The 25,819-nt window shown below is 74.5% G+C and carries 22 protein-coding genes; 12 read left to right on the plus strand and 10 right to left on the minus strand.

The window, feature by feature from the left end; all coding sequences use genetic code 11:
- Nucleotides 1–641 (plus strand): hypothetical protein (locus tag ACI78V_RS20190; protein WP_456853989.1); only part of this gene is annotated, 641 nt, incomplete at its 5' end.
- 10 nt (nucleotides 642–651) lie between these two features.
- Here the strand turns inward: ACI78V_RS20190 and ACI78V_RS20195 are convergent.
- Nucleotides 652–1,083, minus strand: coding sequence for a DUF2795 domain-containing protein (locus ACI78V_RS20195; protein ID WP_456853991.1), 432 nt, complete (start codon nucleotides 1,081–1,083; stop codon nucleotides 652–654).
- Between the two features lie 19 nt (nucleotides 1,084–1,102).
- Entirely contained in the window at nucleotides 1,103–1,312 is a 210-nt protein-coding gene (locus ACI78V_RS20200; protein WP_456853993.1) for a DUF2945 domain-containing protein, read from the minus strand.
- Nucleotides 1,313–1,590: 278 nt separating this feature from the next.
- On the opposite strand from ACI78V_RS20200, the gene ACI78V_RS20205 reads away from it, so the two are divergent.
- From ACI78V_RS20205 to ACI78V_RS20235, 7 genes are all read left to right on the plus strand, one after another.
- Nucleotides 1,591–2,367, plus strand: a complete 777-nt coding sequence (locus ACI78V_RS20205; RefSeq protein WP_456853995.1) for a siderophore-interacting protein — start codon at nucleotides 1,591–1,593, stop codon at nucleotides 2,365–2,367.
- Nucleotides 2,368–2,468: 101 nt separating this feature from the next.
- A complete protein-coding gene (locus tag ACI78V_RS20210; RefSeq protein WP_456853997.1) occupies nucleotides 2,469–3,191 on the plus strand; it encodes a response regulator transcription factor in 723 nt (240 codons plus the stop codon).
- Nucleotides 3,192–3,249: 58 nt separating this feature from the next.
- Entirely contained in the window at nucleotides 3,250–4,812 is a 1,563-nt protein-coding gene (locus tag ACI78V_RS20215) for a sensor histidine kinase (protein WP_456853999.1), read from the plus strand.
- Nucleotides 4,813–4,842: 30 nt separating this feature from the next.
- Nucleotides 4,843–5,556, plus strand: coding sequence for a PaaI family thioesterase (locus ACI78V_RS20220; protein ID WP_456854001.1), 714 nt, complete (start codon nucleotides 4,843–4,845; stop codon nucleotides 5,554–5,556).
- Complete coding sequence (locus ACI78V_RS20225) at nucleotides 5,553–6,287, plus strand: inositol monophosphatase family protein (RefSeq protein WP_456854003.1); 735 nt, start codon at nucleotides 5,553–5,555, stop codon at nucleotides 6,285–6,287. The genes ACI78V_RS20220 and ACI78V_RS20225 overlap by 4 nt, the downstream gene beginning before the upstream one ends.
- A 119-nt stretch (nucleotides 6,288–6,406) precedes the next feature.
- Complete coding sequence (cysD, locus tag ACI78V_RS20230) at nucleotides 6,407–7,315, plus strand: sulfate adenylyltransferase subunit CysD (RefSeq protein WP_456854004.1); 909 nt, start codon at nucleotides 6,407–6,409, stop codon at nucleotides 7,313–7,315.
- The gene (locus tag ACI78V_RS20235; RefSeq protein WP_456854006.1) at nucleotides 7,315–8,691 is read left to right on the plus strand and encodes a sulfate adenylyltransferase subunit 1; all 1,377 of its coding nucleotides are present in this window, start codon (nucleotides 7,315–7,317) and stop codon (nucleotides 8,689–8,691) included. Before cysD ends, ACI78V_RS20235 begins: the two co-directional genes overlap by 1 nt.
- A gap of 109 nt (nucleotides 8,692–8,800) precedes the next feature.
- On the opposite strand, the gene ACI78V_RS20240 is transcribed toward ACI78V_RS20235, so the two are convergent.
- The 6 genes from ACI78V_RS20240 to ACI78V_RS20265 form a co-directional block, all read right to left on the minus strand.
- The gene (locus tag ACI78V_RS20240; protein ID WP_456854008.1) at nucleotides 8,801–9,631 is read right to left on the minus strand and encodes an FAD binding domain-containing protein; all 831 of its coding nucleotides are present in this window, start codon (nucleotides 9,629–9,631) and stop codon (nucleotides 8,801–8,803) included.
- On the minus strand, nucleotides 9,628–10,131 hold the full coding sequence (locus tag ACI78V_RS20245) for a (2Fe-2S)-binding protein (protein WP_456854010.1): 504 nt from the start codon (nucleotides 10,129–10,131) through the stop codon (nucleotides 9,628–9,630). The genes ACI78V_RS20240 and ACI78V_RS20245 overlap by 4 nt, the downstream gene beginning before the upstream one ends.
- Nucleotides 10,131–12,413 (minus strand): xanthine dehydrogenase family protein molybdopterin-binding subunit, encoded by a 2,283-nt coding sequence (locus ACI78V_RS20250; RefSeq protein WP_456854012.1) that lies wholly within the window; start codon nucleotides 12,411–12,413, stop codon nucleotides 10,131–10,133. Before ACI78V_RS20250 ends, ACI78V_RS20245 begins: the two co-directional genes overlap by 1 nt.
- Nucleotides 12,414–12,559: 146 nt before the next feature.
- A complete protein-coding gene (locus ACI78V_RS20255) occupies nucleotides 12,560–13,864 on the minus strand; it encodes a cytochrome P450 (protein WP_456854014.1) in 1,305 nt (434 codons plus the stop codon).
- 60 nt (nucleotides 13,865–13,924) lie between these two features.
- The gene (locus tag ACI78V_RS20260; protein WP_456854016.1) at nucleotides 13,925–14,089 is read right to left on the minus strand and encodes a hypothetical protein; all 165 of its coding nucleotides are present in this window, start codon (nucleotides 14,087–14,089) and stop codon (nucleotides 13,925–13,927) included.
- 73 nt (nucleotides 14,090–14,162) lie between these two features.
- Nucleotides 14,163–14,552 (minus strand): ATP-binding protein, encoded by a 390-nt coding sequence (locus ACI78V_RS20265; RefSeq protein ID WP_456854018.1) that lies wholly within the window; start codon nucleotides 14,550–14,552, stop codon nucleotides 14,163–14,165.
- 169 nt (nucleotides 14,553–14,721) lie between these two features.
- Here ACI78V_RS20265 and ACI78V_RS20270 point away from each other — a divergent pair, with 169 nt between their 5' ends.
- Nucleotides 14,722–15,144, plus strand: a complete 423-nt coding sequence (locus ACI78V_RS20270; RefSeq protein WP_456854020.1) for a hypothetical protein — start codon at nucleotides 14,722–14,724, stop codon at nucleotides 15,142–15,144.
- 34 nt (nucleotides 15,145–15,178) lie between these two features.
- Here the strand turns inward: ACI78V_RS20270 and hrpA are convergent, their stop codons facing one another.
- A complete protein-coding gene (hrpA, locus tag ACI78V_RS20275) occupies nucleotides 15,179–19,138 on the minus strand; it encodes an ATP-dependent RNA helicase HrpA (protein WP_456854022.1) in 3,960 nt (1,319 codons plus the stop codon).
- A 230-nt stretch (nucleotides 19,139–19,368) separates the two neighbouring features.
- Between hrpA and ACI78V_RS20280 the strand changes: the two genes are divergently transcribed.
- Nucleotides 19,369–19,878 carry a MarR family winged helix-turn-helix transcriptional regulator gene (locus tag ACI78V_RS20280; RefSeq protein ID WP_456854024.1) on the plus strand — a complete coding sequence of 170 codons (510 nt, stop codon included), beginning with the start codon at nucleotides 19,369–19,371 and terminating at the stop codon, nucleotides 19,876–19,878.
- Entirely contained in the window at nucleotides 19,875–21,650 is a 1,776-nt protein-coding gene (locus ACI78V_RS20285) for an MDR family MFS transporter (RefSeq protein ID WP_456854026.1), read from the plus strand. The genes ACI78V_RS20280 and ACI78V_RS20285 overlap by 4 nt, the downstream gene beginning before the upstream one ends.
- An 81-nt stretch (nucleotides 21,651–21,731) precedes the next feature.
- Here the strand turns inward: ACI78V_RS20285 and ACI78V_RS20290 are convergent, their stop codons facing one another.
- Nucleotides 21,732–23,873 (minus strand): putative bifunctional diguanylate cyclase/phosphodiesterase, encoded by a 2,142-nt coding sequence (locus ACI78V_RS20290; protein ID WP_456854028.1) that lies wholly within the window; start codon nucleotides 23,871–23,873, stop codon nucleotides 21,732–21,734.
- Nucleotides 23,874–24,024: 151 nt separating this feature from the next.
- Here ACI78V_RS20290 and ACI78V_RS20295 point away from each other — a divergent pair, with 151 nt between their 5' ends.
- Nucleotides 24,025–25,818 carry an acyl-CoA dehydrogenase gene (locus ACI78V_RS20295; protein ID WP_456854030.1) on the plus strand — a complete coding sequence of 598 codons (1,794 nt, stop codon included), beginning with the start codon at nucleotides 24,025–24,027 and terminating at the stop codon, nucleotides 25,816–25,818.
- Nucleotide 25,819 lies beyond the last annotated feature (1 nt).

A 25,819-nucleotide genomic window follows, 5' to 3' on the forward strand; every position in this document is an offset into this window, starting at 1 on the left:
AAGCCATCACCGCCGTCGGACACACCCAACGCAAGGCCGACGAAGCCATCACCGCCGTCGGACACACCCAACGCAAGGCCGACGAAGCCATCACCGCCGTCGGACACACCCAACGCAAGGCCGACGAGGCCATCACCGCCGTCGGACACACCCAACGCAAGGCCGACGGGGCCATCACCGCCGTCGGACACACCCAACGCAAGGCCGACGAAGCCATCGCCGCCGTGGGCGGCACGACCGCCCGTGCCGAGGGGGTGGTCGGCGCGGCGGAGGACCTGCTGGGCCGGGTGGACCCGCTGGTCGACGTCTTCGAGGAGCCGTTGCTGGCTCTGGCCCCCGCGGTCCGCCGGCTGGCCGCGAGCGTGGAACCGGACGAGGTGGACGCGGTCATCACCTTCATCGACCGGTTGCCTCAGCTGATGACGCACCTGGACGAGGACGTGTTGCCCGTCGTCGCGTCGATGGGCAACGTCGCCACGGACGTGCACGACCTGCTCGACACGATGCAGGACCTGCGCCACGTGGTGAAGGGGTTCCCCGGCTCGCGGCTGTTCCGCCGGCGGGGTGCGGAGGAGATCGCCGAGGACGAGGAGCGCACGGCTGCGGACGGCGGCCAGGAGCCGGAGCGCGCCGGCTCCTGACCGCGACCGCTCAGGTCTCGGTGGGGTAGCCGAGCGCCCGGACGACGTCGCCGATGCGCTCGTAGGTCTCGCCGTCGGGCAGCCGGCGCAGTTCGTCGACGACCGCGTCGGGAGCGCGGTGGTCCAGCGCGGCCTCGACGAGGTCGGGGCCGGTGCTGGGGAAGTCGGCGCGGTCCAGCCAGCGCGCCAGTTCGGCCCGGGCGATGACCGCATCGGCGTCCATGCCGACCGGCGTGCCGCCCACGAGCGTGCCGGCCGGGTCAGCCGTCAGGTCCGGGTCGCCCTCGGCGGTCGGCTCGACCTCGCGCCACTCATGGGAACGGGTGGCGTGCTCGCCCTTGAGCATGCCCTGGATCTCGTGCTCCATCTCCTCGTCGAGCCGGGGGTTGTGCTTGGTGCTGCGTGCCGACACGCCGGCGAACTGGTCTCCGGTCTCGCTCACGGTCGTCCTCCTGATCTCGTCACTTCTCGTGCAGGGCGCCGGGCTTGTGCACCGCCGTCTTGCCGCTCTTGTCGCTCTCCACCTCGTACTGCGGCTCGTCCGGGCTGGCCTTGACCTTCCGGCCGGAGGCCTCCGTCTCCTCGGTGATCTTGCGTGTGACGGTGCCCTCGGCCTTGCTGCCGTGGCTGTTCCACGTGACGTGATCGCCCTTGCTGAACTCGTCTGCCATCTGTGGCCTCCTGGCCCTCGGACGCTGTCCCCCTGCCCCTGCCCCCGGGGCGGCCGGGACACACATCACCCGTTCGGAACGCCGCATCACCCGTCGGGGCTCTACCCAACGGTCTCAGGTCACGTAGCGTTGCTGTCGACGGGAAGCGCTACGACAACGCCCCTGCTGGGCGCTGTGTCGCAGTGACCCACGGTGACGTGGTCTCGTCCTCGATCGCCGGCCCGGTCGACTCCATTCCCCCGGGGTCGGCCGGGTCGGCCCGTTTAGGCTGGCTGTCCGTGACCGCTCCCGACGCCACCCGCCCGGTCGACGTCCTCACCGTGGTCTCGGTCAGGGACGTGACGCCGTCGATGCGCCGGGTGCTGCTGTCGGGCACCCCGGCGGCGGTGGCGGCCGCCGGGCCGACGATCTCCCTGCTGGTCCCCCGGGTCGGGGACCCGGCGCCGCGCTGGCCGGCGGTGGCCCGTGACGGCCGCATCGTCTGGCCGGAGGGCTCGCACGGGGTGCACCTGCGCAGCTACACCGCCCGCCGGCAGGAGCCCGACCGTGGCGAGGTGGAGGTCGACTTCGTGCTGCACGGCGACGGCCCCGCCGCCGCGTGGGCGGCGGCAGCCGCGCCGGGCGCGCCGATCGCCGTCGCCGGCGGCGGTCCGCTGGGCGTGCGCAGCGCCGGCTGGCTGCTGCTGGCCGGGGACGAGACGGCCCTGCCCGCGATCAGCCGGATCCTCGCCGCCGCCGCGCCGGACATGCGCGGCGTGGCGTTGGTCGAGGTCGCCGGGGCCGCGGAGGAGCAGCCACTGCCCGCGCCGGACGGCGTCGAGGTGCGCTGGCTGCACCGGGAGGGCACCCCACCGGGGCAGAGCACCCTGCTGGCCGACGCGGTCGCCGGGATCGACCGGCCCGAGGGGGACGACGTCTTCGCGTGGGTGGCCGCCGAGTCCGCGGCCGTCCGCACCATCCGGGCGGACCTGCGCGGCCGCTGGGGTCTCGGGCGGGCCCAGCACCACGCGATCGGCTACTGGCGACGCGGCCGCGCGATGTCCCCCTCGGCCTGACCCGTCGTCCAGACTCCTCACAGGTGGTGTCCAGGGGTGGTCCAGCCCCCGGTCGCATGCTCGGGACCATGACGACGGCTGCACGTTCGACGGGAGGTGCTGTGAGCGGCACCGGCAGGAGCTCGGTACCGGAGGCCCGCCTCCTCGTGGTGGACGACGAGCCCAACATCCGCGAACTGCTCTCGGCCAGCCTCCGCTACGCCGGCTTCGAGGTGGCCACCGCCGCCGACGGCCAGCAGGCCCTGGCGATGGCCGCGACGTTCCGCCCCGACCTGCTGGTGCTCGACGTGATGATGCCCGGGCTGGACGGCTTCGGCGTCGTCCGCCGGCTGCGCGAGAGCGGCCGGCACACGCCGGTCCTCTTCCTCACCGCCCGCGACGCCGCCGAGGACAAGGTCTCGGGGCTCACCCTCGGCGGGGACGACTACGTGACCAAGCCGTTCAGCCTCGACGAGGTGCTGGCCCGCATCCGGGCGGTGCTGCGCCGCAGCACCGGACCGCAGCGCCCTGCCGAGTCCCCGCGGCTGTCCTTCGCCGACATCGAGCTCGACGAGGAGTCGCACGAGGTCGTCAAGGCCGGCCAGGTGGTGAGCCTGTCGCCGACGGAGTTCAAGCTGCTGCGCTACCTGATGGCCAATGCCGGGCGGGTGCTGTCGAAGGCCCAGATCCTCGACCACGTGTGGAACTACGACTTCAACGGCGAGGCCAACGTCGTGGAGTCCTACATCTCCTACCTGCGCCGCAAGGTCGACACCACCGAGCCGCGCCTGCTGCACACCATCCGCGGCGTCGGCTACACGCTGCGCCTCCCGCGCGGGACGTGAGCGGCCAGCGCCGGCCGGTCAGGGACCGAGCGCGTCGCGGCGGCCGACCGGTGACGACGTGAGCGGACCTCCCCGGGCGCGCACGGGTCCGCGCGTCCCGCTGCGGATCACGCTGGTGGCCCTGCTCGTCGCCCTGGTGACGGTGGCGCTGGCCGCCACCGGGCTCGCCGCCACGTCACTGCTGCGCGGCTACCTGGAGGGGCAGCAGGACGAGCAGCTCGAGGCCGCCGTGCGCGGCTTCGACCGCACCAGCGGGTTCCGGGAGGCCTGCGCGGCCGGACTCGACCGCCCCTACCCCGGCAACTACTACGTGGCCTGCCTGGCTCCGGGCGCGGACGACGTGACGGTGGTCTTCTTCCCGGCGCACCCCGCCGGGAGCCTGCCGCGCATCGACGTGGGACGGGCCGGGGAACTGCTCGAGGGCGACGGCCGCGCGATGACCCTGCGCGCCCGCGACGGCAGCACCTGGCGGATGACCAGCGACGTCATCTCCGGGGGCTACACCGTCGTCGTCGGGACCGACCTCGAGCGCGACGAGCGGGTGATCGGCCAGCTCGTGCGGATCGAGCTCATCGTCGGGCTGATCGTGCTCGTGTTCCTCGGGGTCACCGGGTACGTCGTCGTCCGCAACAGCCTGCGGCCGCTGGCCGAGGTGGAGCGCACCGCGCGGGCGATCGCCGCCGGCGACCTCTCCCAGCGGGTGCCGGAGGGCGACGAGCGCACCGAGGTCGGCAGGCTGACCACCGCGCTCAACGGGATGCTCGGCCGCATCGAGAGCGCCTTCCGCGCCCAGCAGTCCTCCGAGGAGCAGGCCCGCGCCTCCGAGAGCCGGATGCGCCGCTTCGTCGCCGACGCCAGCCACGAGCTGCGCACGCCGCTGACCTCCATCCGCGGCTTCGCCGAGCTCTACCGGCAGGGCGCCGTCCGCGACCCGGAGGAGACCGCGCGGCTCATGCAGCGGATCGAGTCCGAGGGGGCCCGCATGGGTGTCCTCGTCGAGGACCTCCTGCAGCTCGCGCGCCTGGACCAGCAGCGCCCCCTGACGATCACCCCGGTCGACCTGGGCGAGCTGGCCGGCGATGCGGTCCACGACGCCCGCGCCGTCCAGCCGGACCGGCCGATCACCCTGCACCTGGACGACTCGCTCAGCGAGCTGCCGGTGGTGCTGGGTGACGAGGCACGGCTGCGCCAGGTCGTGGGAAACCTGGTGACCAACGCCCTGGTGCACACCCCGCCCACGGCCGCGGTCACGGTCGGCATCTCCGACGAGCCGGCCGCCGGGGACGTGACCGGGGACGGCGAGGACGGCGGGGTCGTCGTCCTCCGGGTCGCCGACGAGGGGCCGGGGATGGCCCCGGAGGACGCCGACCGCGTCTTCGAGCGCTTCTACCGCGCGGACGCCTCCCGGACCCGCACCCAGGGCGGCACCGGGCTCGGCCTGGCGATCGTCTCCGCGCTGGTCTCCGCGCACGGCGGGTCGGTGCACCTGGACACCGCTCCCGGCAGGGGGGCGGTGTTCACCGTCCGGCTGCCCCGCTCGGGTCCCGCCGTCGGGAACGGAGCGGGCGCCCCGCACGACGTCGCCGACGGCCCGGCCGCCGGCGACGGGGCGGGGGCCTGACCGCCGGAGCGCGACGGTTACGGTCCGTCCGTGGACTCCGACGACGGCGGGCGACCCTACGACCCGGACCTGATGGCCGCGGTGAGCGAGCTGGGCAGCGCCCTGCGGGAGCTCGTCGACGCCTCGGTGCGCACCACCGTGCCCGCCGGTGAACTGCGCGCCACCGCGGCCGAGGCACGGGCGGCCACCGCCCGGCTGGCCGCCGGTCGGCGCCCGCCGACGCAGCTGCCCGCCCTGGACGACCCGCTGGTGTTCCGCCGGGTCTACAACCCGGTGAGCGGCGTGGGCAGCGCCCTCGCGCCGCCGCTGTCCATCCGCAGGACCCGGGACGGCGTCGTCGCCGACGCCACCCTGGGGATGGCCTACGAGGGGCCGCCCGGGTACGTGCACGGCGGGGTGAGCAGCCTGCTCATGGACCAACTGCTCGGCTCGGCGGCCATCGCCGCGGGCCTGTGGGGGATGACGGTCCGCCTGGAGCTGGACTACCGGGGTCCCGTACCGCTGTCCACCCCGCTGCGCCTGCAGGCCGCCGTCACCGACGCGGCCGGCCGCAAGTGCGTGGTCGACGGCACCATCGCGACGGCCGAGGCGCCCGACCGCGTGCTCATGGCCGCGCACGGGGTCTTCGTCATGCCGCGCGAGGAGCTGCACGCCGCCTACTTCGGGGCCATCACCGACGCCTCGGGCCGGCACGCCCCGCCCGGCCGGCCCACCGACGCCACCGCGCTGGCGGACCGGTCGTGACCGACGTCGAGGTCGCCGCGGAGGCCGCGGGCGCGGCCGCCGCCGCGCTGCTGCAGCTGCGTGCCGACGGACAGCGCACCGGCCGGGCCCTCGGCGACGCCGGGGACGCCGCGGCGCAGGCGGCGATCAGCGGTCTGCTGGCCGCCCGCCGTCCGGGGGACGCCGTGTTCAGCGAGGAGGCGGTCGACGACCCCGCCCGCCTCACCGCGGACCGGGTGTGGATCGTCGACCCGCTCGACGGCACCCGCGAGTACGGCGAGGACCGGCCGGACTGGGCCGTGCACGTGGCGCTGTGGGACGGCGGCGACCTGACGGCGGCCGCCGTGGCCCTGCCCGCGCTCGGGGAGGTCCTGGTGACCGACCCGGCCCCGGTCGTGCCGGCGTCCGGCGGCGGGCGGCTGCGCATCGCGGTGAGCCGCACCCGCCCGCCCGCGGCCGCGGCCACCGCCGCGGCCGCCCTGGACGCCGAGCTGGTGCCGATGGGCTCGGCCGGGTACAAGGTGACCGCCGTCGTCCGCGGGGAGGTCGACGCCTACGTGCACGCGGGCGGGATGTACCAGTGGGACTCCGCCGCCCCGGTCGCCGTCGCGCTCGCCGCCGGGCTGACCGCCGTCCGGCTCGACGGCTCGCCGCTGCGCTACAACGGCGCCGACCCCTCCCTGCCCGACCTCGTGGTGTGCCGTCCGGACGTGGCCGGCCCGCTGCTGGCGGCCGTCGCCGGCGACGGGTGAGTCCGGGGTCACAGCCGGAGCCGCAGGGCCATGGCGGACACTGGACGGGGAATCTCCCCCGGACCGGTGCGGTTGGTGCTGGTTCGAGCCCTGTCCCCGAACGACCGGAGCACTGGCACGTGAGCACACCCGACTACCGGCTCTCCCAGCTGGAGACGCTGGAGGCCGAGTCCATCCACGTGATCCGTGAGGTGGCCGCCGAGCTGGAGCGGCCGGTGCTGCTCTTCTCCGGCGGCAAGGACTCGATCGTGATGCTGGAGCTGGCCCGCAAGGCGTTCGCGCCGGCCCGCATCCCGTTCCCGGTCATGCACGTCGACACCGGCCTGAACTTCCCCGACGTGCTGGAGTTCCGCGACAAGCGGGTCGCCGAGCTCGGCGTCGAGCTCATCGTCGCCTCGGTGCCCGACGCGATCGCCAAGGGCCTGGTCAAGGAGGAGCCCAACGGCTCGCGGAACCGGATCCAGACGCCGGTCCTGCTCGACGCCGTCGAGGAGCACGGCTTCACCGCGCTGTTCGGCGGCGCCCGCCGCGACGAGGACAAGGCGCGCGCCAAGGAGCGGGTGTTCTCCTTCCGCGACGAGTTCGGCCAGTGGGACCCGAAGAACCAGCGCCCCGAGCTCTGGGACCTCTACAACGGCCGGATCCACCTGGGTGAGTCGATCCGGGTGTTCCCCCTGTCGAACTGGACCGAGCTGGACATCTGGCAGTACATCCTCCGCGAGCAGGTGGCGATCCCGCCGCTGTACCTGGCCCAGGAGCGCGAGGTCGTCGAGCGGCAGGGGATGCTCTACGCCGTCAACGAGTTCATCCGCCCCAAGGACGGCGAGCAGCCGTTCCGGGCCATGGTCCGCTACCGCACCGTGGGCGACGCCAACCTGACCGCCGCCGTCCGCTCGGAGGCGACCACCGTCGAGGAGGTCATCGCCGAGATCGCGGTGACCCGGATGACCGAGCGTGGCGCGACCCGCGGCGACGACAAGGTCAGCGACGCCGCCATGGAGGACCGGAAGAAGGAGGGCTACTTCTGATGGCCTCGACCGCAGACACCCACGACATCCCGCTCGGCGCCGACGGCGCGACCACCGCCGCCCAGCCCGGCGTCCACCCCGTCGACGTGCACTCGCCCGTCGCCGAGCACGCCGTCGAGCTGGCCACCGCGCGCAAGGACATCCTGCGGATCGCGACCGCCGGCTCGGTGGACGACGGCAAGAGCACGCTGATCGGCCGGCTGCTCTACGACAGCAAGGCGATCTTCGAGGACCAGTACGAGGCCGTCGCCCGCGCCAGCAAGGGCGACTTCGTCGACCTGGCGCTGCTCACCGACGGCCTGCGCGCCGAGCGCGAGCAGGGCATCACCATCGACGTCGCCTACCGGTACTTCGCCACCCCGCGCCGCACGTTCATCCTGGCCGACACCCCCGGGCACGTGCAGTACACGCGGAACATGGTCACCGGCGCCTCCACCGCCGACCTCGCGATCGTGCTCGTCGACGCCCGCAAGGGCATGGTCGAGCAGAGCCGCCGGCACGCGTTCCTCGCCTCGCTGCTCCGGGTGCCGCACCTGGTGGTGGCGGTCAACAAGATGGACCTCGTCGACTGGTCGGAGGAGGTCTTCGAGGGGATCCGCGACGAGTTCAGCGCGTTCGCCGCGAAGCTCGCCGTCCCCGACCTCACGGTCATCCCGATCTCGGCGCTGCACGGCGACAACGTCGTCACGCACTCGCCGAACACACCGTGGTACGAGGGCGCGACGCTGCTCCACCACCTCGAGCACGTGCACGTCGCCAGCGACCGCAACCTCACCGACGCCCGGTTCCCGGTGCAGTACGTGATCCGCCCGCAGTCCGACGCCTTCCACGACTACCGCGGCTACGCGGGCACCGTGGCCAGCGGCGTCCTGCGCCCGGGGGACGAGGTGCAGGTGCTGCCCAGCGGCCTGACGACGACGATCGCCGGCATCGACGGCCCGCGCGGCCCGGTGGACGAGGCGTTCCCCCCGATGTCGGTGACCGTCCGGCTGGACGACGACCTCGACGTCTCCCGCGGGGACCTCATCTGCCGGCCGGAGAACTCGCCGACCGCGACCCAGGACCTCGACGCGCTGGTGTGCTGGATGGCCGACGAGCCGCTGCGTCCCCGCCAGCGGATCGCGGTCAAGCACACCACCCGCACGGTGCGCGCCATGGTCAAGGACCTCGCCTACCGGCTGGACGTGAACACGCTGCACCGCGACACCGAGGCGACCGAGCTGGGGCTCAACGACATCGGCCGGGTGCGCCTGCGGGCCACCCAGCCGCTGTTCGTCGACGACTACACCCGCAACCGGGCGACCGGCCGGTTCATCCTGGTCGACGAGGCCACCAACGCCACCGTCGGCGCCGGGATGCTCACCCCCGCCGGCTGAACCACCCCTGGCACGACCGGGGCCCGGCCCCTCCGCGGGACCGGGCCTCGGTGCGTGCTGTCCGGACGGAGGGCGGAGACGGCCGTCCCTGCCCTCCGTCCGGCCGGCGTCAGGCGGCGGCTGCCGCTCCCCCGGACGCCTTCTCCAGCGCCCGGCGGGTGAGCAGCCGGGCCAGGTGCCGGCGGTACTCCTGGTCGGCGTGCATGTCGGCCCCGGGGCTGGTGCCCTCGTCGGCCAGCGCCGCGGCCTCCTCGATGGACGCACCGCGGGCCAGGGCCTCCTCGGTGGCGGTGGCCCGCACGACCGAGCCGGCCATGTTGGCCAGCGCGACCCGGCCGTCCACCGCGGCGGCGGCGACGATCGGCCAGTCGTTGGCGCGGCGGGTGAACTTCTCGTAGGCCCAGCCGGCCGAACCGGTGCGCGGCACGCGGATCTCGACGATGATCTCGTCCTCGGCCAGGGCGGTCTCGAAGAAGCCCAGCCAGAACTCGGTCAGCGGGATGCTGCGGCGTCCGTTCGGCCCCTGCACGACCGCCTCGCCCCCCAGGGCCAGCAACGCCGTGGGCAGGTCGGAGGCCGGGTCGCTGTGCGCGACCGTGCCGCCGATGGTGCCGCGGTGACGGACCTGCGGGTCACCGACCTGGCTGGCGGTGTACGGCAGGATCGGCACCTCGGCGCGGGCGACCTCGCTCTTCTCCAGCTCGTGGTGTCGCGTGCCGGCGCCGATCGCGACCCGGTCACCCTCGACCCGGACGTAGGACAGCTCCGGGATGCGGCTGATGTCGATCAGCACGGCCGGCATGGCCAGCCGCAACTTCATCAGCGGCAGCAGCGAGTGCCCGCCCGCGATGATCTTCGCGTCGTCCCCGTGCTCGACGAGCGCGGCGATCGCCTCGTCGACCGAGCCGGGCCGGACGAACTCGAACGGCCCGGGGATCATCGGGCCACCTCCTGCGACTGCGGCACCTGACCGGCGGCGGGGCCGGCCTCGGCGGCGGCCTGCACCGCCCGGACGATGTTGTGGTAGCCCGTGCAGCGGCAGAGGTTGCCCTCCAGCCCCTCCCGGACCTCCCGGTCGCTGGGGTCGGGGTTGTCGGCCAGGATGCCGATCGCGGCCATCACCATGCCGGGGGTGCAGAACCCGCACTGCAGGCCGTGCTCCTCGCGGAACGCCTTCTGCATCGGGTGCAGCTCGCCGTCCGGACCGGCCAGCCCCTCCAGCGTGGTCACCTGCGCCCCCTCGGCCTGGGCCGCCAGGACGGTGCACGACTTCACGGTCAGGCCGTCGACGACGACGGTGCACGCACCGCACGAGGTCGTGTCGCAGCCGATGTTCGTGGCCTTGAGCCCACACGTCTCGCGCAGGTAGTGCGCCAGCAGCAGACGCGGCTCCACCTCGTCGGTGCGCTGCTGACCGTTGACGGTCATCGAGACCTTCATCAGTTCGTGCCCTCCTGCTGAGCCTGCTGGATGGCCCGCCACACCTTCATCGGCGTGGTGGGCATGTCGATGTGCCGGACGCCGAGGTGCGCGACGGCGTCGATGACGGCGTTGTGGACGGCTGGGGTCGAGCCGATGGTGCCCGCCTCGCCGATGCCCTTCGCGCCGAGGGGGTTGATCGGCGTGGGCGTGGCCATGTCGACCAGCTCGAAGCTCGGCAGCTCGGTGGCCGAGACGAACGGGTAGTCGGCCAGCGTCGACGTCTGCGGGTTGCCGTCGGCGTCGTACAGGACCTCCTCCAGCAGCGCCTGCGCGACGCCCTGGGCGAAGCCACCGTGCCGCTGTCCCTCGGCGAGCAGCGGGTTGACGATGATGCCGGCGTCGTCGACGGCCACCAGCCGCTGCAGCTCCGCCTTGCCCGACTCGGTGTCGACCTCCACGACGGCGACGTGCGCGCCGAACGGGAAGGTCGGCGCCGCGGCCTCGAAGCGGGTCTGGACGACCAGCGGCTCCCTCTCGGCGAGCTGGGCGAAGGTGATCCCGGAGCCGGGGGTGCCACGGACGCTCAGCCCGGCCGAGCCGAGGTCCACCTCGAGGTCGGCCGGGTCGGCCTCCAGCTGCTCGGCGGCCCGCTGCTTGGCCAGCTCGACGAGCTCCGTGGCGGCCTGGTGGACCGCCGCGCCACCCTGCTGGAGGCTGCGCGAGCCCATGGTGCCGCCGCCGCGGGGGATCCGGTCGGTGTCACCGTGCAGGACGGTGATCTTCTCGACCGGGATGCCCAGCTGGTCGCTGGCGAGCATCGCCCAGGCGGTGGCGTGGCCCTGACCGTGCGGCGAGGTGCCGGTGAGCACCGTCGCCGTCCCGTCGGCGTGCACCTCGAGCTCGGCGGACTCGGCCGCACCCAGACCGGTGTCGGCGCCGGTGATCTCGACGTAGGTCGACAGGCCGATGCCCAGCTGCCGCACGTCCCCGCTCTCCCGGCGGCGGGCCTGCTCGGCGCGCAGCTCGGTGTAGCCCGCGGCCTCCAGGGCCTTCTCCAGCGCCGCGACGTACTCGCCGGAGTCGTAGGTCGCGCCCGACGGCGTGGTGTGCGGCTCGTGGAAGGGCGGGACGAGGTTCTTGCGGCGCACGTCGGCCGGGTCCATCCCGATCTCGGCGGCGAACATGTCCATGGCCCGCTCGACGGCGGCGGTCGCCTCCGGGCGGCCGGCGCCGCGGTAGGCGCCGATGGAGGTGGCGTTGTTGACCAGCACCCGCGCCGACGCGTGCACCTTCGGGAAGGCGTACGTCGCCGAGGCCATCAGCATGGTCAGCGTCGGGAGGACGACGCCGATCCGCGGGTAGCCGCCGGCCTCCTGGTCGACGTGGATGGCGTAGGCCTCGACGGTGCCGTCACGGCGGCCGCCGATGGTGACCACCTGGTCCTGCCCGCGGCCCTGCAGCATGCCGACCAGGTTCTCCGAGCGGTTCTCGGTCCAGCGGACCGGCCGGCCCGCCTTCCGGGCCAGCCAGGCCATGAACGCGTACTCGGGGTCGGCGCCGATCTTCGCGCCGAACCCGCCGCCGACGTCCGGGGTGATGAGGTGGACCTGCGCCGGGTCCAGGCCGAGCCAGCCGGCGATCTCGCCCTTGGCCTGCTGGGCGCCCTGGTTCGTGCACCAGATCGTCACCCGGCCGTCCTCGCCCCAGGCCGCGGCGGCGGCGCGGGTCTCCAGCGGCACGGGGGCCACGCGCTGGTTCTTGACGGCCTGCCGGACGACGACCTCGCAACCGGCGAAGAAGTCCTCCGGCGGCGGACCGCCGAACTCGGCCACGACGTTGGTCCCGGCCTCTTCGAACAGCAGCACCTCGTCCTTCGCCGCGTCGGCGGTGGAGACGACGGCCGGGAGGGGGTCGATGTCGACCGAGACCAGCTCCGCGGCGTCCTCGCCCTGGTAGCGGTCCTCGGTCAGGACGACGGCGACGATGTCGCCGACGAACCGGACCTTGTCGGTGGCCAGCCACGGCCGCTGCATGGCAGGCGGCACCATCGGCAGGCCGGCGGGCATCGGGGCGAGGTCCGCGCAGTCCTCGGCCGTGTACACGGCGACGACCCCGGGCGCCTCGCGGGCGGCCGAGGCGTCGACCGAAAGCACCCGGCCGTGGGCGACCTGCGAACGGACGAAGGTGGCGTGCAGCGCACCGGTGAGCCGGTCGTCGACCAGGTCGTCGGTGTAGGTCGCACCACGCGTGAGGAACAGCGGGTCCTCCGTGCGGACCACGCGGGTACCGAGGATGCTCATGCGCTCACTTTCCGTCGGGCGAGAGATCGCGGTCACTATCTCCGGCCGGGCCCCGTCCCGCCAACCCCCTCCCGTCCTGCGGAACCACCGACGCCGGGTACAGGCGGCATCCCGCGCGTGGTCGGCCGCCCGCACACCGCCCGGGGTCAGCGCAGGGTCACCGGGAGGTGCTCGAAGCCGCGCAGCGTCTGCAGGTCCCGGCGGACCGGCCGGCCGGCCACCCGGAGGCCGGGGAAGCGCTCGGTGAGCGCCTGCAGCGCCACCGCGCCCTCCAGCCGCGCCAGCCCGGCTCCCACGCAGTAGTGGATGCCGGCGGAGAACGCGAGGTGCTCCCGGACGTCGGGCCGGGTCACGTCGAAGCGGCCGGGATCGGCGAACACCTCGGGGTCCCGGTTGGCCGCGCCCAGCAGGACGACGACCCGGGTGCCGGCCCGCAGCTCCGTGCCCGCCACGGTGGTGTCGGCGCGGACCATCCGGCCGGTGATCTGCACGGGGCTGTCGTGGCGCAGCACCTCCTCCACCGCGTTCGGCCAGCCCGTGGGGTCGGCCAGCAGCGCCTCCCGCTGGTCGCGGTGGGCGTCGAGGAGGACGACGGCGTTGCCGAGGAGGTTCACCGTCGTCTCGAAGCCCGCTCCGAGCAGCAGCATCACGGTGGCGTGCAGCTCCCGGTCGGTGAGGGCACCGCCGTCGGCGGCCGCCACGAGCTGGCTGACGAGGTCCTCGCCGGGCTCCCGGCGCAGCCGGGCGAAGTGCCCGGCCAGGAAGGCGTGCAGCGCACGCAGGGCGCGGTCGGCGGCGACGAAGCGGCGGAACGGCAGGCCGGGGTCGAGCGTGGCCGCCGCGGCCGCGCCCCAGTACAGGAAGTCCTCCTGCCGGTCGGTGGGCACACCCAGCAGGTCGGCGATGACCAGCACCGGCAGCGGGGCGGCGTAGGCGGCGACGAGGTCGACGGTCTCGCCGCGGGCGGCCGGGGCCTCCATCCGGTCGAGGAGCTCGTCGGCGATCCGCCGGACGAGGGGCTCGGCCGCCGCCGTCGCGCGCGGGGTGAACGCGCGGCTGACCAGCCGGCGGTAGCGGGTGTGGTCGGGTGGGTCCACGACCAGCATCGAGGGCGGCTCGGCGACGCCGGTGGCCGCCGGGTCGTCGCCCACGGCCAGGGCCCAGCGCACCGGGCGGGGCGCGAGCGACCAGTCGAACCCGACACCGAAGCGGTCCGAGCGCAGCAGCGCCGAGGCGGCGGCGTGCGAGGTGGTGACCGGCCCGAGGGCGCTGGGCACCCACGGGCCGCGGACGCGCAGCTGCTCGTGGAGCGCGTACGGCTCGGCGCGCAGCGCCGGGTCACGCAGCAGCCGCGCCACGAGGTCGCCACGGCGGACGGCGCGGGTCAGGTAGGCGGCGGGCATGCCGTGCCGCACCGCCCAGCGGGCGACCGTGCGGGCCGGCCCGGGCACGGCGGACGGACGTGTCCGCCGCACCCGCGTACCGACGGGGGAGCTCACCCCCGCCCCGGCTCAGCTGTTGGGGTCCGGCGCCGAGGACGGGTCGCCGTCCCAGTCCTTGCCCGCCACGTCGGCGTGCTCGGAGGCGCTGTCGGTCTGCTCGGCGACGGTGCGGACCATCTCCTCGTCGGACAGGCCCTCGCCGGCGCTCTCGGTGCGGCCGGTCGGCTCGCTCATCGCATCTCCTCCTGGCTCGTGCGGTCACCTGCAGGCTCCCCGCAGGCCGACGCCGACAAACCCCGTCGGGCGGTCAGGACCGCGCCGGGGCCAACTCGAACCACACCCGTTTGCCCCCGCGCTCCGGCTCGACACCCCAGCGGTCGGCGATGCCGGCCACCATGCGCATCCCCCGCCCGCGGGCGCCGGCCACGTCGAGCTCGCGCACGAGGGGTTGCACCGCCGAGCCGTCGACCACCGCGATCCGCAGCCACTGGTCGGACAGGGTGACCTCCAGGGTGAACGACGCGTCCCCGCCGACGTGGTCGACGACGTTGGTCACGACCTCGGTGGTCAGCAGCGCGGCGTCCTGCGGGTCGTGGCGGGCCCCCCACGCGTCCAGCAGGACCTGCACCAGGCTGCGGGCGACCCGCACGCTGCGCGGCGCGGGCGTCAGGTCGATGACGGCGCTGAACGTGGACATCCGGCCTCCTCGGGGGCGCGCGACCGGACCATGTCCGTCGAGCACGATCAGGTTGCGCGCAACACAAGCATGAGGAGTGACGCTGCGCAACGACCCTTGCACGCCATCGGCGTTGCGCGTCACCGCCCTTGCGTGCAACCTGCGTTCAATCGAGTAGCGTGCAACATGATTGGGCCACGCAGAGCGGCTGCGGTGGCGGGAGGGGGACGTCGTGGACGTCGAGCAGCAGACCACCGGAGCGCCGGACGTCGCCGCCCAGGCGCTGGCCGACCTGCTCGACGTGCTCGACACGTGCCTCGTGGAGCTCACCCGCGCGCGGGCGCGGGCCGAGCAGCTGCTCGCCGAGCGGCGCGCCGGGCGGGCCTGGCTGGACATCGTCACCGAGGAACGACGCCCCCTGGTGGTCGAGCAGATCAGCAGCGTGATGGCCTCCCTGGCCACCGCCGGCGGGGCCTGGCGGCGCGAGCAGGCGCACGCCCTCCAGTCGGAGCAGGTCAGCATCAACCGGATCGCCACCCTCTTCGGGGTGACCCGCCAACGCATCTCCGCCCTGCTGCGGGACCGCGCGGAGGCCGTGCGCGCCCGGGCCTGACGCCCCGCGGGCTCGTCCGCGGATGCGCCCGGCCTCAGGCGGTCAGCTGGTCGATCGCCTTGTAGACCCGCTGTTCGGAGATCGCCCGCGGCGTCCCGATGCTCTCCGCGAACAGGCCGACCCGCAGCTCCTCGATCATCCAGCGCACCCTCGTCACGGGGTCGTCCGGCGCCCCGGTGGCCGGCACCTGGCGGCGCAGCTGCTCGTACTCGGCGGTGACCGCGGCGACCTGCGCCGTCCACAGCTCGTCGCGGACGGCGTTGGCCGGCAGCTTCTCCAGCCGGTGCGCCATCGCCCGGAGGTAGCGGACGACGTCGGGCAGCCGGCGGCGGCCGGTCGCGGCGACGAACCCGCGGTGCAGCAGCCCACCCATCTGCCGGCGCAGGTCGGCGACCGCCGCCTCGGGCACCCGCCGCCCCGGCGCCGCGCCGATCGCCACCGCGACCTCGCGGGCCTGGGTGAGCACCGCCTCGACCCGGCCGACCGTGTCGCGGGTGAGGGGCAGCAGCTGCCCCCGCGCGGTCTCCGCGAGGGCGGTGAAGGCGGCCTCGTCCCGCGGCGGCCCACCCGCCGCGGCGATCAGCTCGTCGGCGGCGGCGTCGACGCAGTCGTCGACGAGCGCGGGGATCTCGCCGTCGGGGTTGAACTGCAGCGCCAGGCGCGTGCGCGGGGACAGCCCCTTGACCACCTGCCGTGCCGGTGAGCCGGCCACCAGGACCAGCAGCCGCCGGGCGCCGCGCCAGGTCAGCCGGGTGGCCTCCACCTCGGTGGCCACCACCCGGATGCCCACGGTGGCGCCCTCGTCGACCAGCGCCGGGAAGGCGGTGACCACGTGCCCGCCGCGGCGGACGTCGACGGTGCGCGGCAGGGTGCCGAACGACCAGGAGGTCAGCCCGGTGCGCTCGACGTCCGACGCCGCGGCGGCCAGGCTGGCCCGGCTCTGCGGCGCGACCTCGCGGCGCAGCGCCTGCAGGTCCTTGCCCGTGGCCACGGGCCGGTGCCGGTCGTCGACGACGCGGAAGGTGGCCCGCAGGTGGTCGGGTACCTGCTCCGGCGCCCAGGCGTCCGGCGGGACCGTGACAGCCGCCGACCGGCGCAGCTCGCGCTCCAGCGCCGGCAGCAGCGGCTCGGTGGGCGCGATGTGCGGCAGCACCTCGCGGACGCGGTCGGGGATCGGGACCAGCGCGCGCCGGAACTGCTTGGGCAGGGTGCGCAGCAGCGCGGTGACCAGCTCCTCGCGCAGCCCGGGCACCGTGAAGGCCAGCGACTCCCCCGCCGTCCGCTCGGCGACGGTGTCCAGGACGGCCAGGGGGACGTCGACGGTGACGCCGTCCTGCGGGGTGCCCGGCGCGAACGCGTAGGACAGCGGCAGGGTGAGCCCCTGGGTGAGCGGCACCTCGTCCGGGAAGTCCTCGACCCGCACCTGCCCGGCGGCCGCGGCGTTGGTGAGCATCTCCGGGGTGAAGCCGAGCAGGTCCGGGTGCTCACGGCGGGCGGTCTTCCACCACCGGTCGAAGTGCCGGGTGGAGACGACCTCGGCGGGGATGCGGGCGTCGTAGAGCTCGAACAGCGTCTCGTCGTCCACCCGGATGTCGCGGCGGCGGGCCCGCTCCTCCAGCTCGGCGACCCGCTGCATCGCCTTCTGGTTGTCGTGCCAGAAGCGGTGGTGGGTGGTCCACTCGCCCTGCACCAGGGCGTGCCGGATGAACAGCTCGCGGGAGACCACGGGGTCGATGGAGCCGTACTGCACGCGGCGGCCGACGACCAACGGGATGCCGTAGAGGGTGACCCGCTCGGTGGCCACGACCGATCCGCGCTTGGCGTCCCAGCGGGGCTCGGAGTACTGGCGCTTGACCAGGTGGTCGGCCAGCCGCTCGACGACCTCGGGGTCGATGCGGGCGACGGTGCGGGCGAACAGCCGGCTGGTCTCCACCAGCTCGGCGGCGACCACCCAGCGCGGCGGCTTCCTGGCCAGCGGGGTGCCGGGCGCGAGGACGAACCGGGCGTTGCGGGCGCCGAGGTACTCGCGGCCGCCGCGCCGCCGGTCGCCGTCCTTGCGTCTCGTGTCCTCGACCTGGACGCCGACGTGGGACAGCAGCCCGGCCAGCAGCGCGGTGTGGATGCCGCGCTCGTCGGGCTCGGCGGCCGGCTCGCCGGTCTGCATGCCCAGGCGGCGGGCGGTGCTGCGCAGCTGGCCGTAGAGGTCCTGCCACTCGCGGATGCGCAGGTAGTGCAGGAACTCGCGCTTGATCGTCCGGCGGAACTGACTGCCGGAGAGCGCCTCCTGCTGCTCGCCGAGGTACCGCCACAGGTTCAGCAGCGCGAGGAAGTCGGAGTTCTCGTCGGCGAACCGGGCGTGCATCTGGTCGGCGGCCTGCTGGTGCTCGCTGGGCCGCTCGCGGGGGTCCTGGATGGTCAGCCCGGCGGCGATGACGAGGACCTCCTCCAGCACGCCCCGCCGGTCGGCCTCGACGACCATGCGGGCCATCCGCGGGTCCAGCGGCAGCGCGGCCAGGGCGCGCCCGGTCGGGGTCAGCCTCCCGCCCCCGTCCAGGGCGCCGAGCTCCTCGAGCAGGGCCAGCCCGTCGGCGACGGCGCGCCGGTCGGGCGGGTCGATGAACGGGAAGTCGGCGACGTCGCCCAGGTCGAGCGCGGCCATCTGCAGCAGCACCGAGGCCAGGCTGGTGCGCAGGATCTCCGGGTCGGTGTACTCGGGCCGGCTCTCGAAGTCCTCCTCCGTGTACAGCCGGATCGCGATGCCCTCGGAGGTGCGCCCGCAGCGGCCCGAGCGCTGCCGCGCCGACGCCTGGCTGATCGGCTCGATCGGCAGCCGCTGCACCTTCAGCCGCGAGCTGTACCGGGAGATGCGGGCGACGCCGGTGTCCACGACGTAGCGGATGCCGGGCACCGTCAGCGACGTCTCCGCGACGTTGGTGGCCAGCACGACCCGCCGTCCGGTGTGCGGGGCGAAGACCCGGTGCTGGTCGGCGGCGGACAGCCGGGAGTAGAGCGGCACGACCTCGACCGACGGGAAGCGCTCGGCCAGGACGTCGGCGGTGTCGCGGATCTCCCGCTCGCCGGCGAGGAACACCAGCACGTCGCCGGGGCCCTCGGCGACCAGCTCGTCCACGGCGTCGGCGACCGCGGTGACCTGGTCGCGGTCGGGGTCGGCGGCCGGGTCGCCCTCAGGGGCGTCCGGGTCGACCACCGGCCGGTAGCGGACCTCCACCGGGTAGGTGCGCCCGCTGACCTCCACGACCGGCACCTCGGCGCCGTCCACGCCGAAGTGCTCGGCGATCCGCTCGACGTCGATCGTCGCCGAGGTGATGACCAGCTTGAGGTCCGGCCGTTGCGGCAGCAGCCGGGCCAGGTAGCCGAGCAGGAAGTCGATGTTGAGGCTGCGCTCGTGCGCCTCGTCGATGATCAGCGTGTCGTACTGGCGCAGCAGCCGGTCCCGGCCGATCTCGGCGAGCAGGACGCCGTCGGTCATGACCTTGACCAGCGTCGTGTCGCCGACCTGGTCGGTGAAGCGCACCTTCCAGCCGACGACGTCGCCCAGCGGTCGGTCCAGCTCCTCGGCGATCCGCTCGGCGACGGTGCGGGCGGCGATCCGGCGCGGCTGGGTGTGCCCGATCCGCCCGCGCACCCCCCGGCCCAGCTCGAGGGCGATCTTGGGCAGCTGGGTCGTCTTGCCCGAGCCGGTCTCCCCCGCGACGACGACCACCTGGGAGTCGCGCAGGGCCGCGGCGATGTCGTCGCGGCGGGCGCTGACCGGCAGCTCCGCCGGGTAGGTGACCGGCGGGACGGCGGCCCGGCGGCGGGCGATGCGCTCCTCGGCGGCGGTGACGTCGGCGGCGATGGCAGCCCGCTGGCGGGCCCGGGCCTCGGCGTCCCGGGTACGGCGGGTGCCGTCGAGACGGCGGCCCAGCCGGTGCTCGTCCTCCAGGGTGAGCCCGGCCAGCCGCGTCCGCAGGTCGTCGGGCGGGGTGGCCACGGGTCCTCCTCGGATGGACGGCAGACGGTTCCCGGACGACGGCCGGGGGGGCACGGTGGACGACGGCGCGGGTGGCGCGCCCACCGGCGGGTACCCCGTCCAGGATCCCACCGGGCCGGGCGCCGCGGACGTGGCCCGCCTCACTTGCATGCGCCGCACAACTCGTTGCTTGCAACGAGCAACCTCTTGTACCGTGCACCTGTTCCGTCGTCCGGCCCCCGGAGACCCCCGTGCCCCCCACCTCCACCGAGCCGACCGCGGCCGCCGACCGCGCGGCCGAGGTCCGGACCCTGGGTGAGCAGCTCCCCCGGTTCATGCGCCTGGTCCACGCGCTGAAGAGCGCCCACACCACCGAGGCCCGTGACCGCGCCGCGCTCGTGCTCCTGTTCCCGCTCGTCCGCCTCGGCCCGCTCCGCCAGGGCGCGCTGGCCGACCTGGTGCACGCCGACCCCTCCACGGTCAGCCGGCACGTCGCCACCCTCATCGAGCAGGGGCTGGTCCAGCGGGTCCCCGACGAGACCGACGGCCGGGCCAGCCGGCTGGTCGTCTCCGAGGCCGGACGGGCCGCCCTGGAGCAGGTGCGCAGCGAGCGCGAGGCCGTCCTCGCCCGGGTCACCGCCGACTGGTCCGCGGCCGACCTCGCGACGCTGACCACGCTCCTCGGCCGCCTGCTGGACGACCTGGCCTCGTCCCTCCCCGCCGAGTCCCCCACCGCGCCGTCCCCGAGAGAGAACCCATGACGCACAGCACCCGAGCCGGCGCGGCCGAGCGGCGCAGCGCCCGCGCGGCGACCGCCGCCCCGGACTCCGACGGCGCCTTCAGCCACCGGCAGATCGTGACGATCCTGGTCGGCCTGATGGTCGCCATGTTCCTGGCCGCCCTCGACCAGACGGTGGTCTCCACCGCCATCCGCACGATCGCCGACGACCTCCAGGGCTACGACCTGCAGGCGTGGGCCACCACGGCCTTCCTCATCACCTCGACCATCGCCACCCCGCTGTACGGGAAGCTCTCCGACATCTACGGGCGCCGGCCGTTCTACCTGTTCGCCATCGGCGTCTTCGTCGTCGGCTCGGTCCTGTGCGGCCTCGCCGACACGATGTACCAGCTCGCCGCCTTCCGGGCGGTCCAGGGCATCGGCGCGGGCGGCCTGATGTCGCTGGCCCTGGCGATCATCGGCGACATCGTGCCGCCGCGCGAGCGGTCCCGGTACCAGGGCTACTTCATGGCCGTCTTCGGTACCTCCAGCGTGCTCGGCCCGGTCATCGGCGGTTTCTTCGCCGGGCAGTCCTCGCTGCTGGCGATCACCGGCTGGCGCTGGATCTTCTTCATCAACGTGCCGCTGGGCCTGCTCGCCTTCGTCGCGGTCTACCGCGTCCTGCACCTGCCGCACGAGCGCCGCGACCACCGCATCGACTGGCCCGGCGCGCTGGCACTGGTCACCTTCCTGGTCCCACTGCTGATCGTGGCCGAGCAGGGCCGCCTCTGGGGCTGGGGCTCGGGCCGGTCACTGACCTGCTACGCCGTCGGTGCGGTCGGCTTCGTCCTGTTCGTGCTCGCCGAGCGGGCCTACAAGGACGAGGCACTCCTGCCCCTGCGCATGTTCGGCAACCGCAGCTTCACCGTCAGCGCCGTCGGCAGCGTGGTCATGGGTGCCGGCATGTTCGGCGGCCTGCTGCTGCTCCCCCAGTACCTGCAGATCGTGCACGGCTCCAGCGCGACGGTCGCCGGGCTGCAGATGATCCCCCTGGTCGCCGGGATCATGGCCGGGGCGATGAGCTCCGGCATCGCGATCTCGAGGACCGGGAGGTACAAGGCCTTCCCCCTCATCGGCATCGCGCTGATGACGGCGGGCCTGGTCGGCATGTCCCTCGTCGTCGAGGCGGACACCTCGGTCTGGACGCTGGTGCCGTTCATGGTCGTGCTCGGCGTGGGCCTGGGGTTCAACTTCCAGCCGGTCATCCTCGCCGTCCAGAACGCGGTCTCCCCGCGGGAGATGGGCGTGGCCACCTCGTCGGTGACCTTCTTCCGGCAGATGGGCGGCACCATCGGCACCGCGGCGTTCCTGTCGGTCATGTTCACCCGGCTGCCCACCGACATCGGCAACGCGGTCGCCGAGGCGGCCGCACGCAACCCCGAGGTCGGTGCCGCCGCCGCACGGTTCGACTTCGGCACCGCCCTGGACGACACGAGCGCGATCGGGGCCGAGCCGCTGCTGGTGGAGCCGTTCGAGGTCGGCTTCTCGAACACGATCGACCTGGTGTTCCTCATCGCCGCCTGCGTGGTCGTCCTGGGGTTCTTCGTCTTCCTGTTCCTGCCGCAGCTGGCGCTGTCGGACAAGTCCGGCATCCAGGCCCGGCAGGCCGCCGAGCAGACCGCCGGTGACCCGACCGCCGACGACGACGCCGGGCAGGCGGTGCAGGCGGTCGGTGCCGCGGCCCCGACCTCGACCCCGCCGCCGGTCGGACGGCCGGGGGGCGCCGGCACCACCGGCGGTCGACACCGCGGCTGACGACCCGCACCCCGCCACGTCCAGGCCCCTCTCCGCCGCCGCGGGGAGGGGCCTCGACGCGCCCGGCGGCCGGGTGCGGCGTCAGGCCGCCGGGTCAGCCGGGTCCGCCGGGTCCGCCGGCGGCAGCAGCTGCCGTCCGGTCCGTCGCAGCCCGTCGGCGAGCGCGGCGCCCAGCCGCTCCGCCGCCAGCGGCCGGGACAGCGCGAACCCCTGGGCGTAGCCGCAGCCCACGGCGCGGGCACGGGCCACCTGCTCGGCGGTCTCCACCCCCTCGGCCACCACCTGCAGGCCCAGGGCCGAGCCCAGTGCGGACACCGCGCCGAGGATCGCCGCGGGAGCGGTGCCGCGCTGCGCCGGCGGTCCCGACACCAGGGTGCGGTCGACCTTGAGCACGTCGAGCGGCAGCGAGGCCAGGGTCGACAACGAGCTGTAGCCGGTCCCGAAGTCGTCGATCGCGATGCGCACCCCGTGCTCGCGCAGGGCGGCGAACTGGGCGCTCGCCTGCTCCGGGTCCCGGGCCAGGCTCGTCTCGGTCAGCTCCACGACCAGCCGACCCGGGTCGAGTCCGCTGTCGGCGAGCGCGCGCAGCACGTCCTCGACCAGCGTGCCCGAGGTCAGGTGGACGGCGCTGATGTTGACCGCGATGGTCAGCTCCAGCCCCTCCCGCGCCCAGACGCCGGCCTGGGCGCCGACGACCTGCAGCAGCCACCGGGTGACCGGCACGATCAGCCCGTTCTCCTCCGCGACCGGGATGAACTCCGCCGGGGGGACCGGCCCGCGCCGGGGGTGGTCCCACCGCAGCAGCGCCTCGCAGCCGGTGACCGTCCCGCTGGACAGCTGCACCACGGGCTGCCAGTGCACCTCGAACTCGCCGTTCGCCACCGCGTCCCGCAGCCGGCTGGCGATCTGCCAGCGGTCCTCGAGCTCGCTGCGCAGGGCCGGGGTGAAGACCACGTACCTGTTGGGGCCGCCGGCCTTGGCGGCGTACATCGCGGCGTCGGCGTCACGGAGGAGGTCGTCCGGCCCGGCATCGGCCGCGTCCGCCGCGGCGATGCCGATGCTGACGGTCAGCGGCAGCCGGGTGCCGGCCAGCTCGAAGGGCTCGTCGAAGACGCCGTGGAAGCGCCGGGCCAGCGCCTCCCCGCCCGCGGCGTCGCAGTCACGGGCGACCACGACGAACTCGTCGCCACCGAGCCGGCCCACGACGTCGGTCGGGCGGGTGCGGTGCGCGAGCCGCGAGGCCAGCTCGCGCAGCAGCAGGTCCCCCGCGGAGTGACCGAGGGAGTCGTTGACGTGCTTGAACCCGTCGACGTCCATGTAGAGGACGGTGACCCGGCCGGTGTCGTCCGCGGCCAGTGCGTCGGTGATGGCCTCGTGCAGCGCCGCCCGGTTGGGCAGGGCGGTGAGGTGGTCGTGGCGGGCCTGCCAGGCCGCGCGCTGCTCCGCGGTCACCCGGTCGGTGATGTCGGTGTGCGTGACGACGACCCGTGGCCCGTCGTCCACCGGGAAGGCCTGCATGTGCCACCAGCGGGGGCCACCGTCCCGCCCGTCGGTCACCGGCCAGGCGTAGTCCAGGGAGAACGACGGCGCCCGTCCACCGAACACCGCCTCGAGCCCCTCGACCGCGGTCCGGGCGTCGCGGTCCCCCGCCGCCGCCGCGGCACGGCACGCCTCGAGGTAGTCGGCGCCCGCGCCGCTGACCAGCGGGCGGCCGTCCAGCGCGGTGCCCGCCGCCCACGCCGTGTTGGTCGTCAGGATCGTGCCGTCGGCATCGAGGATCGCCGTGCGGGCGGGCAGCGCGTTGAGCACCGCCCGGATGAGCGAGGACTCCGCCGCCTGCGCCTCGTCGAGGGTGCGCCGCTCGTGCACGTCGCGGAAGAAGACGACCAGGTCACCGCCGGTCGGGTACGCCCGGACCTGGAACCACCGGTCCAGCGGGCCGTAGAAGAACTCCACCTGCTGGGGCTGCCGCTGTCCGCGGGCGCTGCGGTAGGCCTGCCCCAGCGGGGACCGGACCGCCTCGGGGAACGCCTCCCAGACGGTCCGGCCGACCAGCTCGTCGGCCGGCGTCTCCAGCAGCCGCTCGGCCGCCGGGTTCAACCAGGTGAACCGGTCCCCGGGGTCGAGGAAGTAGACCGCCTCACCGATCGATGCCAGCGCCTCGGCCGTCCGCTCCCGCCAGGAGCTCCCGGCCGACCGGGACGGGTCCTGCGAGTTCGCCATCGCGCCTCCTCGCACGTCGGGCGGGCGATGACCCCGGCGTCCGGGACGATAGCCACCCCGGTACCCGGCCGCACGACCGGCGACGCAGCGCCACCCGCGGGCCGGCGCCTACTGTGGCGGCCGGCTCCCGCACCCGCTCCTGGAGGCACCCGTGCGCTCGTCGCTGATCCTGTCCCGCCGCGACCTGGAGTTCCTCCTCCACGAGTGGCTGGGCGTCGAGGACCTCGTGAAGCGGCACCGCCACAGCGAGCACTCGCGCGAGACCTTCGACGCGGTGCTCGAGCTCGCCGAGCAGATCGCCACCGAGCACTTCGCCCCGCACAACCGCACCGCCGACGAGCACGAGCCGCGGATGGTGGACGGCCGGGTCGAGATGGTGCCGGAGGTGGGGCGGGCGCTGCGGGTCTTCGCCGAGGCGGGGCTGATCGCCGGCACGTTCGACGAGGAGCTCGGCGGCATGCAGCTGCCGCACACCGTGGCCCAGGCCGTCATGGCCTGGTTCCAGGCCGCCAACATCGGCACCTCGGCCTACCCGTTCCTCACGATGGCCAACGCCCGGCTGCTCGTCGCGCACGGCAGTCCCGAGCAGGTGGACACCTACGTGCGACCGATGCTGGAGGGCCGCTGGTTCGGCACGATGGCGCTGTCGGAGCCCCAGGCCGGCTCGTCGCTGGCCGACATCACCACCCGCGGCGAGCGGCAGGACGACGGCACGTACCGGCTCACCGGCAACAAGATGTGGATCTCCGCGGGCGACCACGAGCTGAGCGAGAACATCGTCCACCTGGTGCTGGCCAAGGTGCCCGGCGGCCCGCCCGGCGTGAAGGGGATCTCGCTGTTCGTCGTCCCCAAGTACCTGGTGGGGCCCGACGGCGCGCCCGGCGAGCGCAACGACGTCGTCCTCGCCGGGCTCAACCACAAGATGGGCTACCGGGGGACGACGAACACCCTGCTGAACTTCGGCGAGGGCGTGCACACGCCGGGCGGGCGGGCCGGCGCGGTCGGGTACCTCGTGGGCGAGGAGCACCGTGGCCTGGCCTACATGTTCCACATGATGAACGAGGCGCGGGTCGGCGTCGGCGCGGGCGCGGCCGCGCTCGGCTACACCGGCTACCTGCACGCCCTGGAGTACGCCCGCACCCGCACCCAGGGCCGCCCGCCGACGAACCGCGACCCGGCGACCCCGCCGGTGCCGATCGTCGAGCACACCGACGTGCGCCGGATGCTGCTGGCGGCGAAGTCCTACGCGGAGGGCGGTCTGGCGCTGGCCCTGTACTGCGCGCGCCTGGTCGACGAGGAGCAGACCGGCGCGACCGAGGCCGAGCGCGCCCGGGCGCACCTGCTGCTGGAGGTGCTGACGCCGATCGCGAAGTCCTGGCCCTCGCAGTGGGGGCCGGTCGCCGACGACCTGGCCATCCAGGTGCACGGCGGCTACGGCTACACCCGCGACTACCCGGTGGAGCAGTTCTACCGGGACAACCGGCTCAACCCGATCCACGAGGGCACGGCCGGCATCCAGGGGCTGGACCTGCTGGGCCGCAAGGTCGTGATGCAGGGCGGGGCCGGGCTCGCCCTGCTCGGGGAGACGGTCGCGGCGACGACGGCCCGGGCGGCGGGCACGGAGTGGGCCGCGTTCGCCGCCGACCTCGACGCCGTCGTCGCCCGCCTCGGCGCGGTCACCGCGGCGCTGTGGGGCGCCGGCGACCCGGCGGTCACGCTGGCCAACGCCACCGCGTACCTGGAGGCCACCGGGCACGTCGTCGTCGCCTGGCTGTGGCTGGAGCAGGCGCTGGCCACCGGCGACCGGGACAGCGACTTCCACCGGGGCAAACGGGCCGCGGCGCGGTACTTCCACCGCCACGAACTGCCGAGGGTGCAGCCGCAGCTGGACCTGCTCGCGTCGCTGGACCGCACCGTCCTCGACACCCCCGCGGCCTGGCTCTGAC

This window comes from Geodermatophilus sp. SYSU D00742 (genome assembly GCF_054049935.1).

Coding starts and splice junctions, on each gene's coding strand:
- ACI78V_RS20200 (WP_456853993.1), bottom strand. CDS start 1,312: ATGGCAGACGAGTTCAGCAAGGGCGATCACGTCACGTGGAACAGCCAC.
- ACI78V_RS20235 (WP_456854006.1), top strand. CDS start 7,315: ATGGCCTCGACCGCAGACACCCACGACATCCCGCTCGGCGCCGACGGC.
- ACI78V_RS20240 (WP_456854008.1), bottom strand. CDS start 9,631: ATGATCCCCGGGCCGTTCGAGTTCGTCCGGCCCGGCTCGGTCGACGAG.
- ACI78V_RS20245 (WP_456854010.1), bottom strand. CDS start 10,131: ATGAAGGTCTCGATGACCGTCAACGGTCAGCAGCGCACCGACGAGGTG.
- ACI78V_RS20250 (WP_456854012.1), bottom strand. CDS start 12,413: ATGAGCATCCTCGGTACCCGCGTGGTCCGCACGGAGGACCCGCTGTTC.
- ACI78V_RS20260 (WP_456854016.1), bottom strand. CDS start 14,089: ATGAGCGAGCCGACCGGCCGCACCGAGAGCGCCGGCGAGGGCCTGTCC.
- ACI78V_RS20265 (WP_456854018.1), bottom strand. CDS start 14,552: ATGTCCACGTTCAGCGCCGTCATCGACCTGACGCCCGCGCCGCGCAGC.
- ACI78V_RS20285 (WP_456854026.1), top strand. CDS start 19,875: ATGACGCACAGCACCCGAGCCGGCGCGGCCGAGCGGCGCAGCGCCCGC.
- ACI78V_RS20290 (WP_456854028.1), bottom strand. CDS start 23,873: ATGGCGAACTCGCAGGACCCGTCCCGGTCGGCCGGGAGCTCCTGGCGG.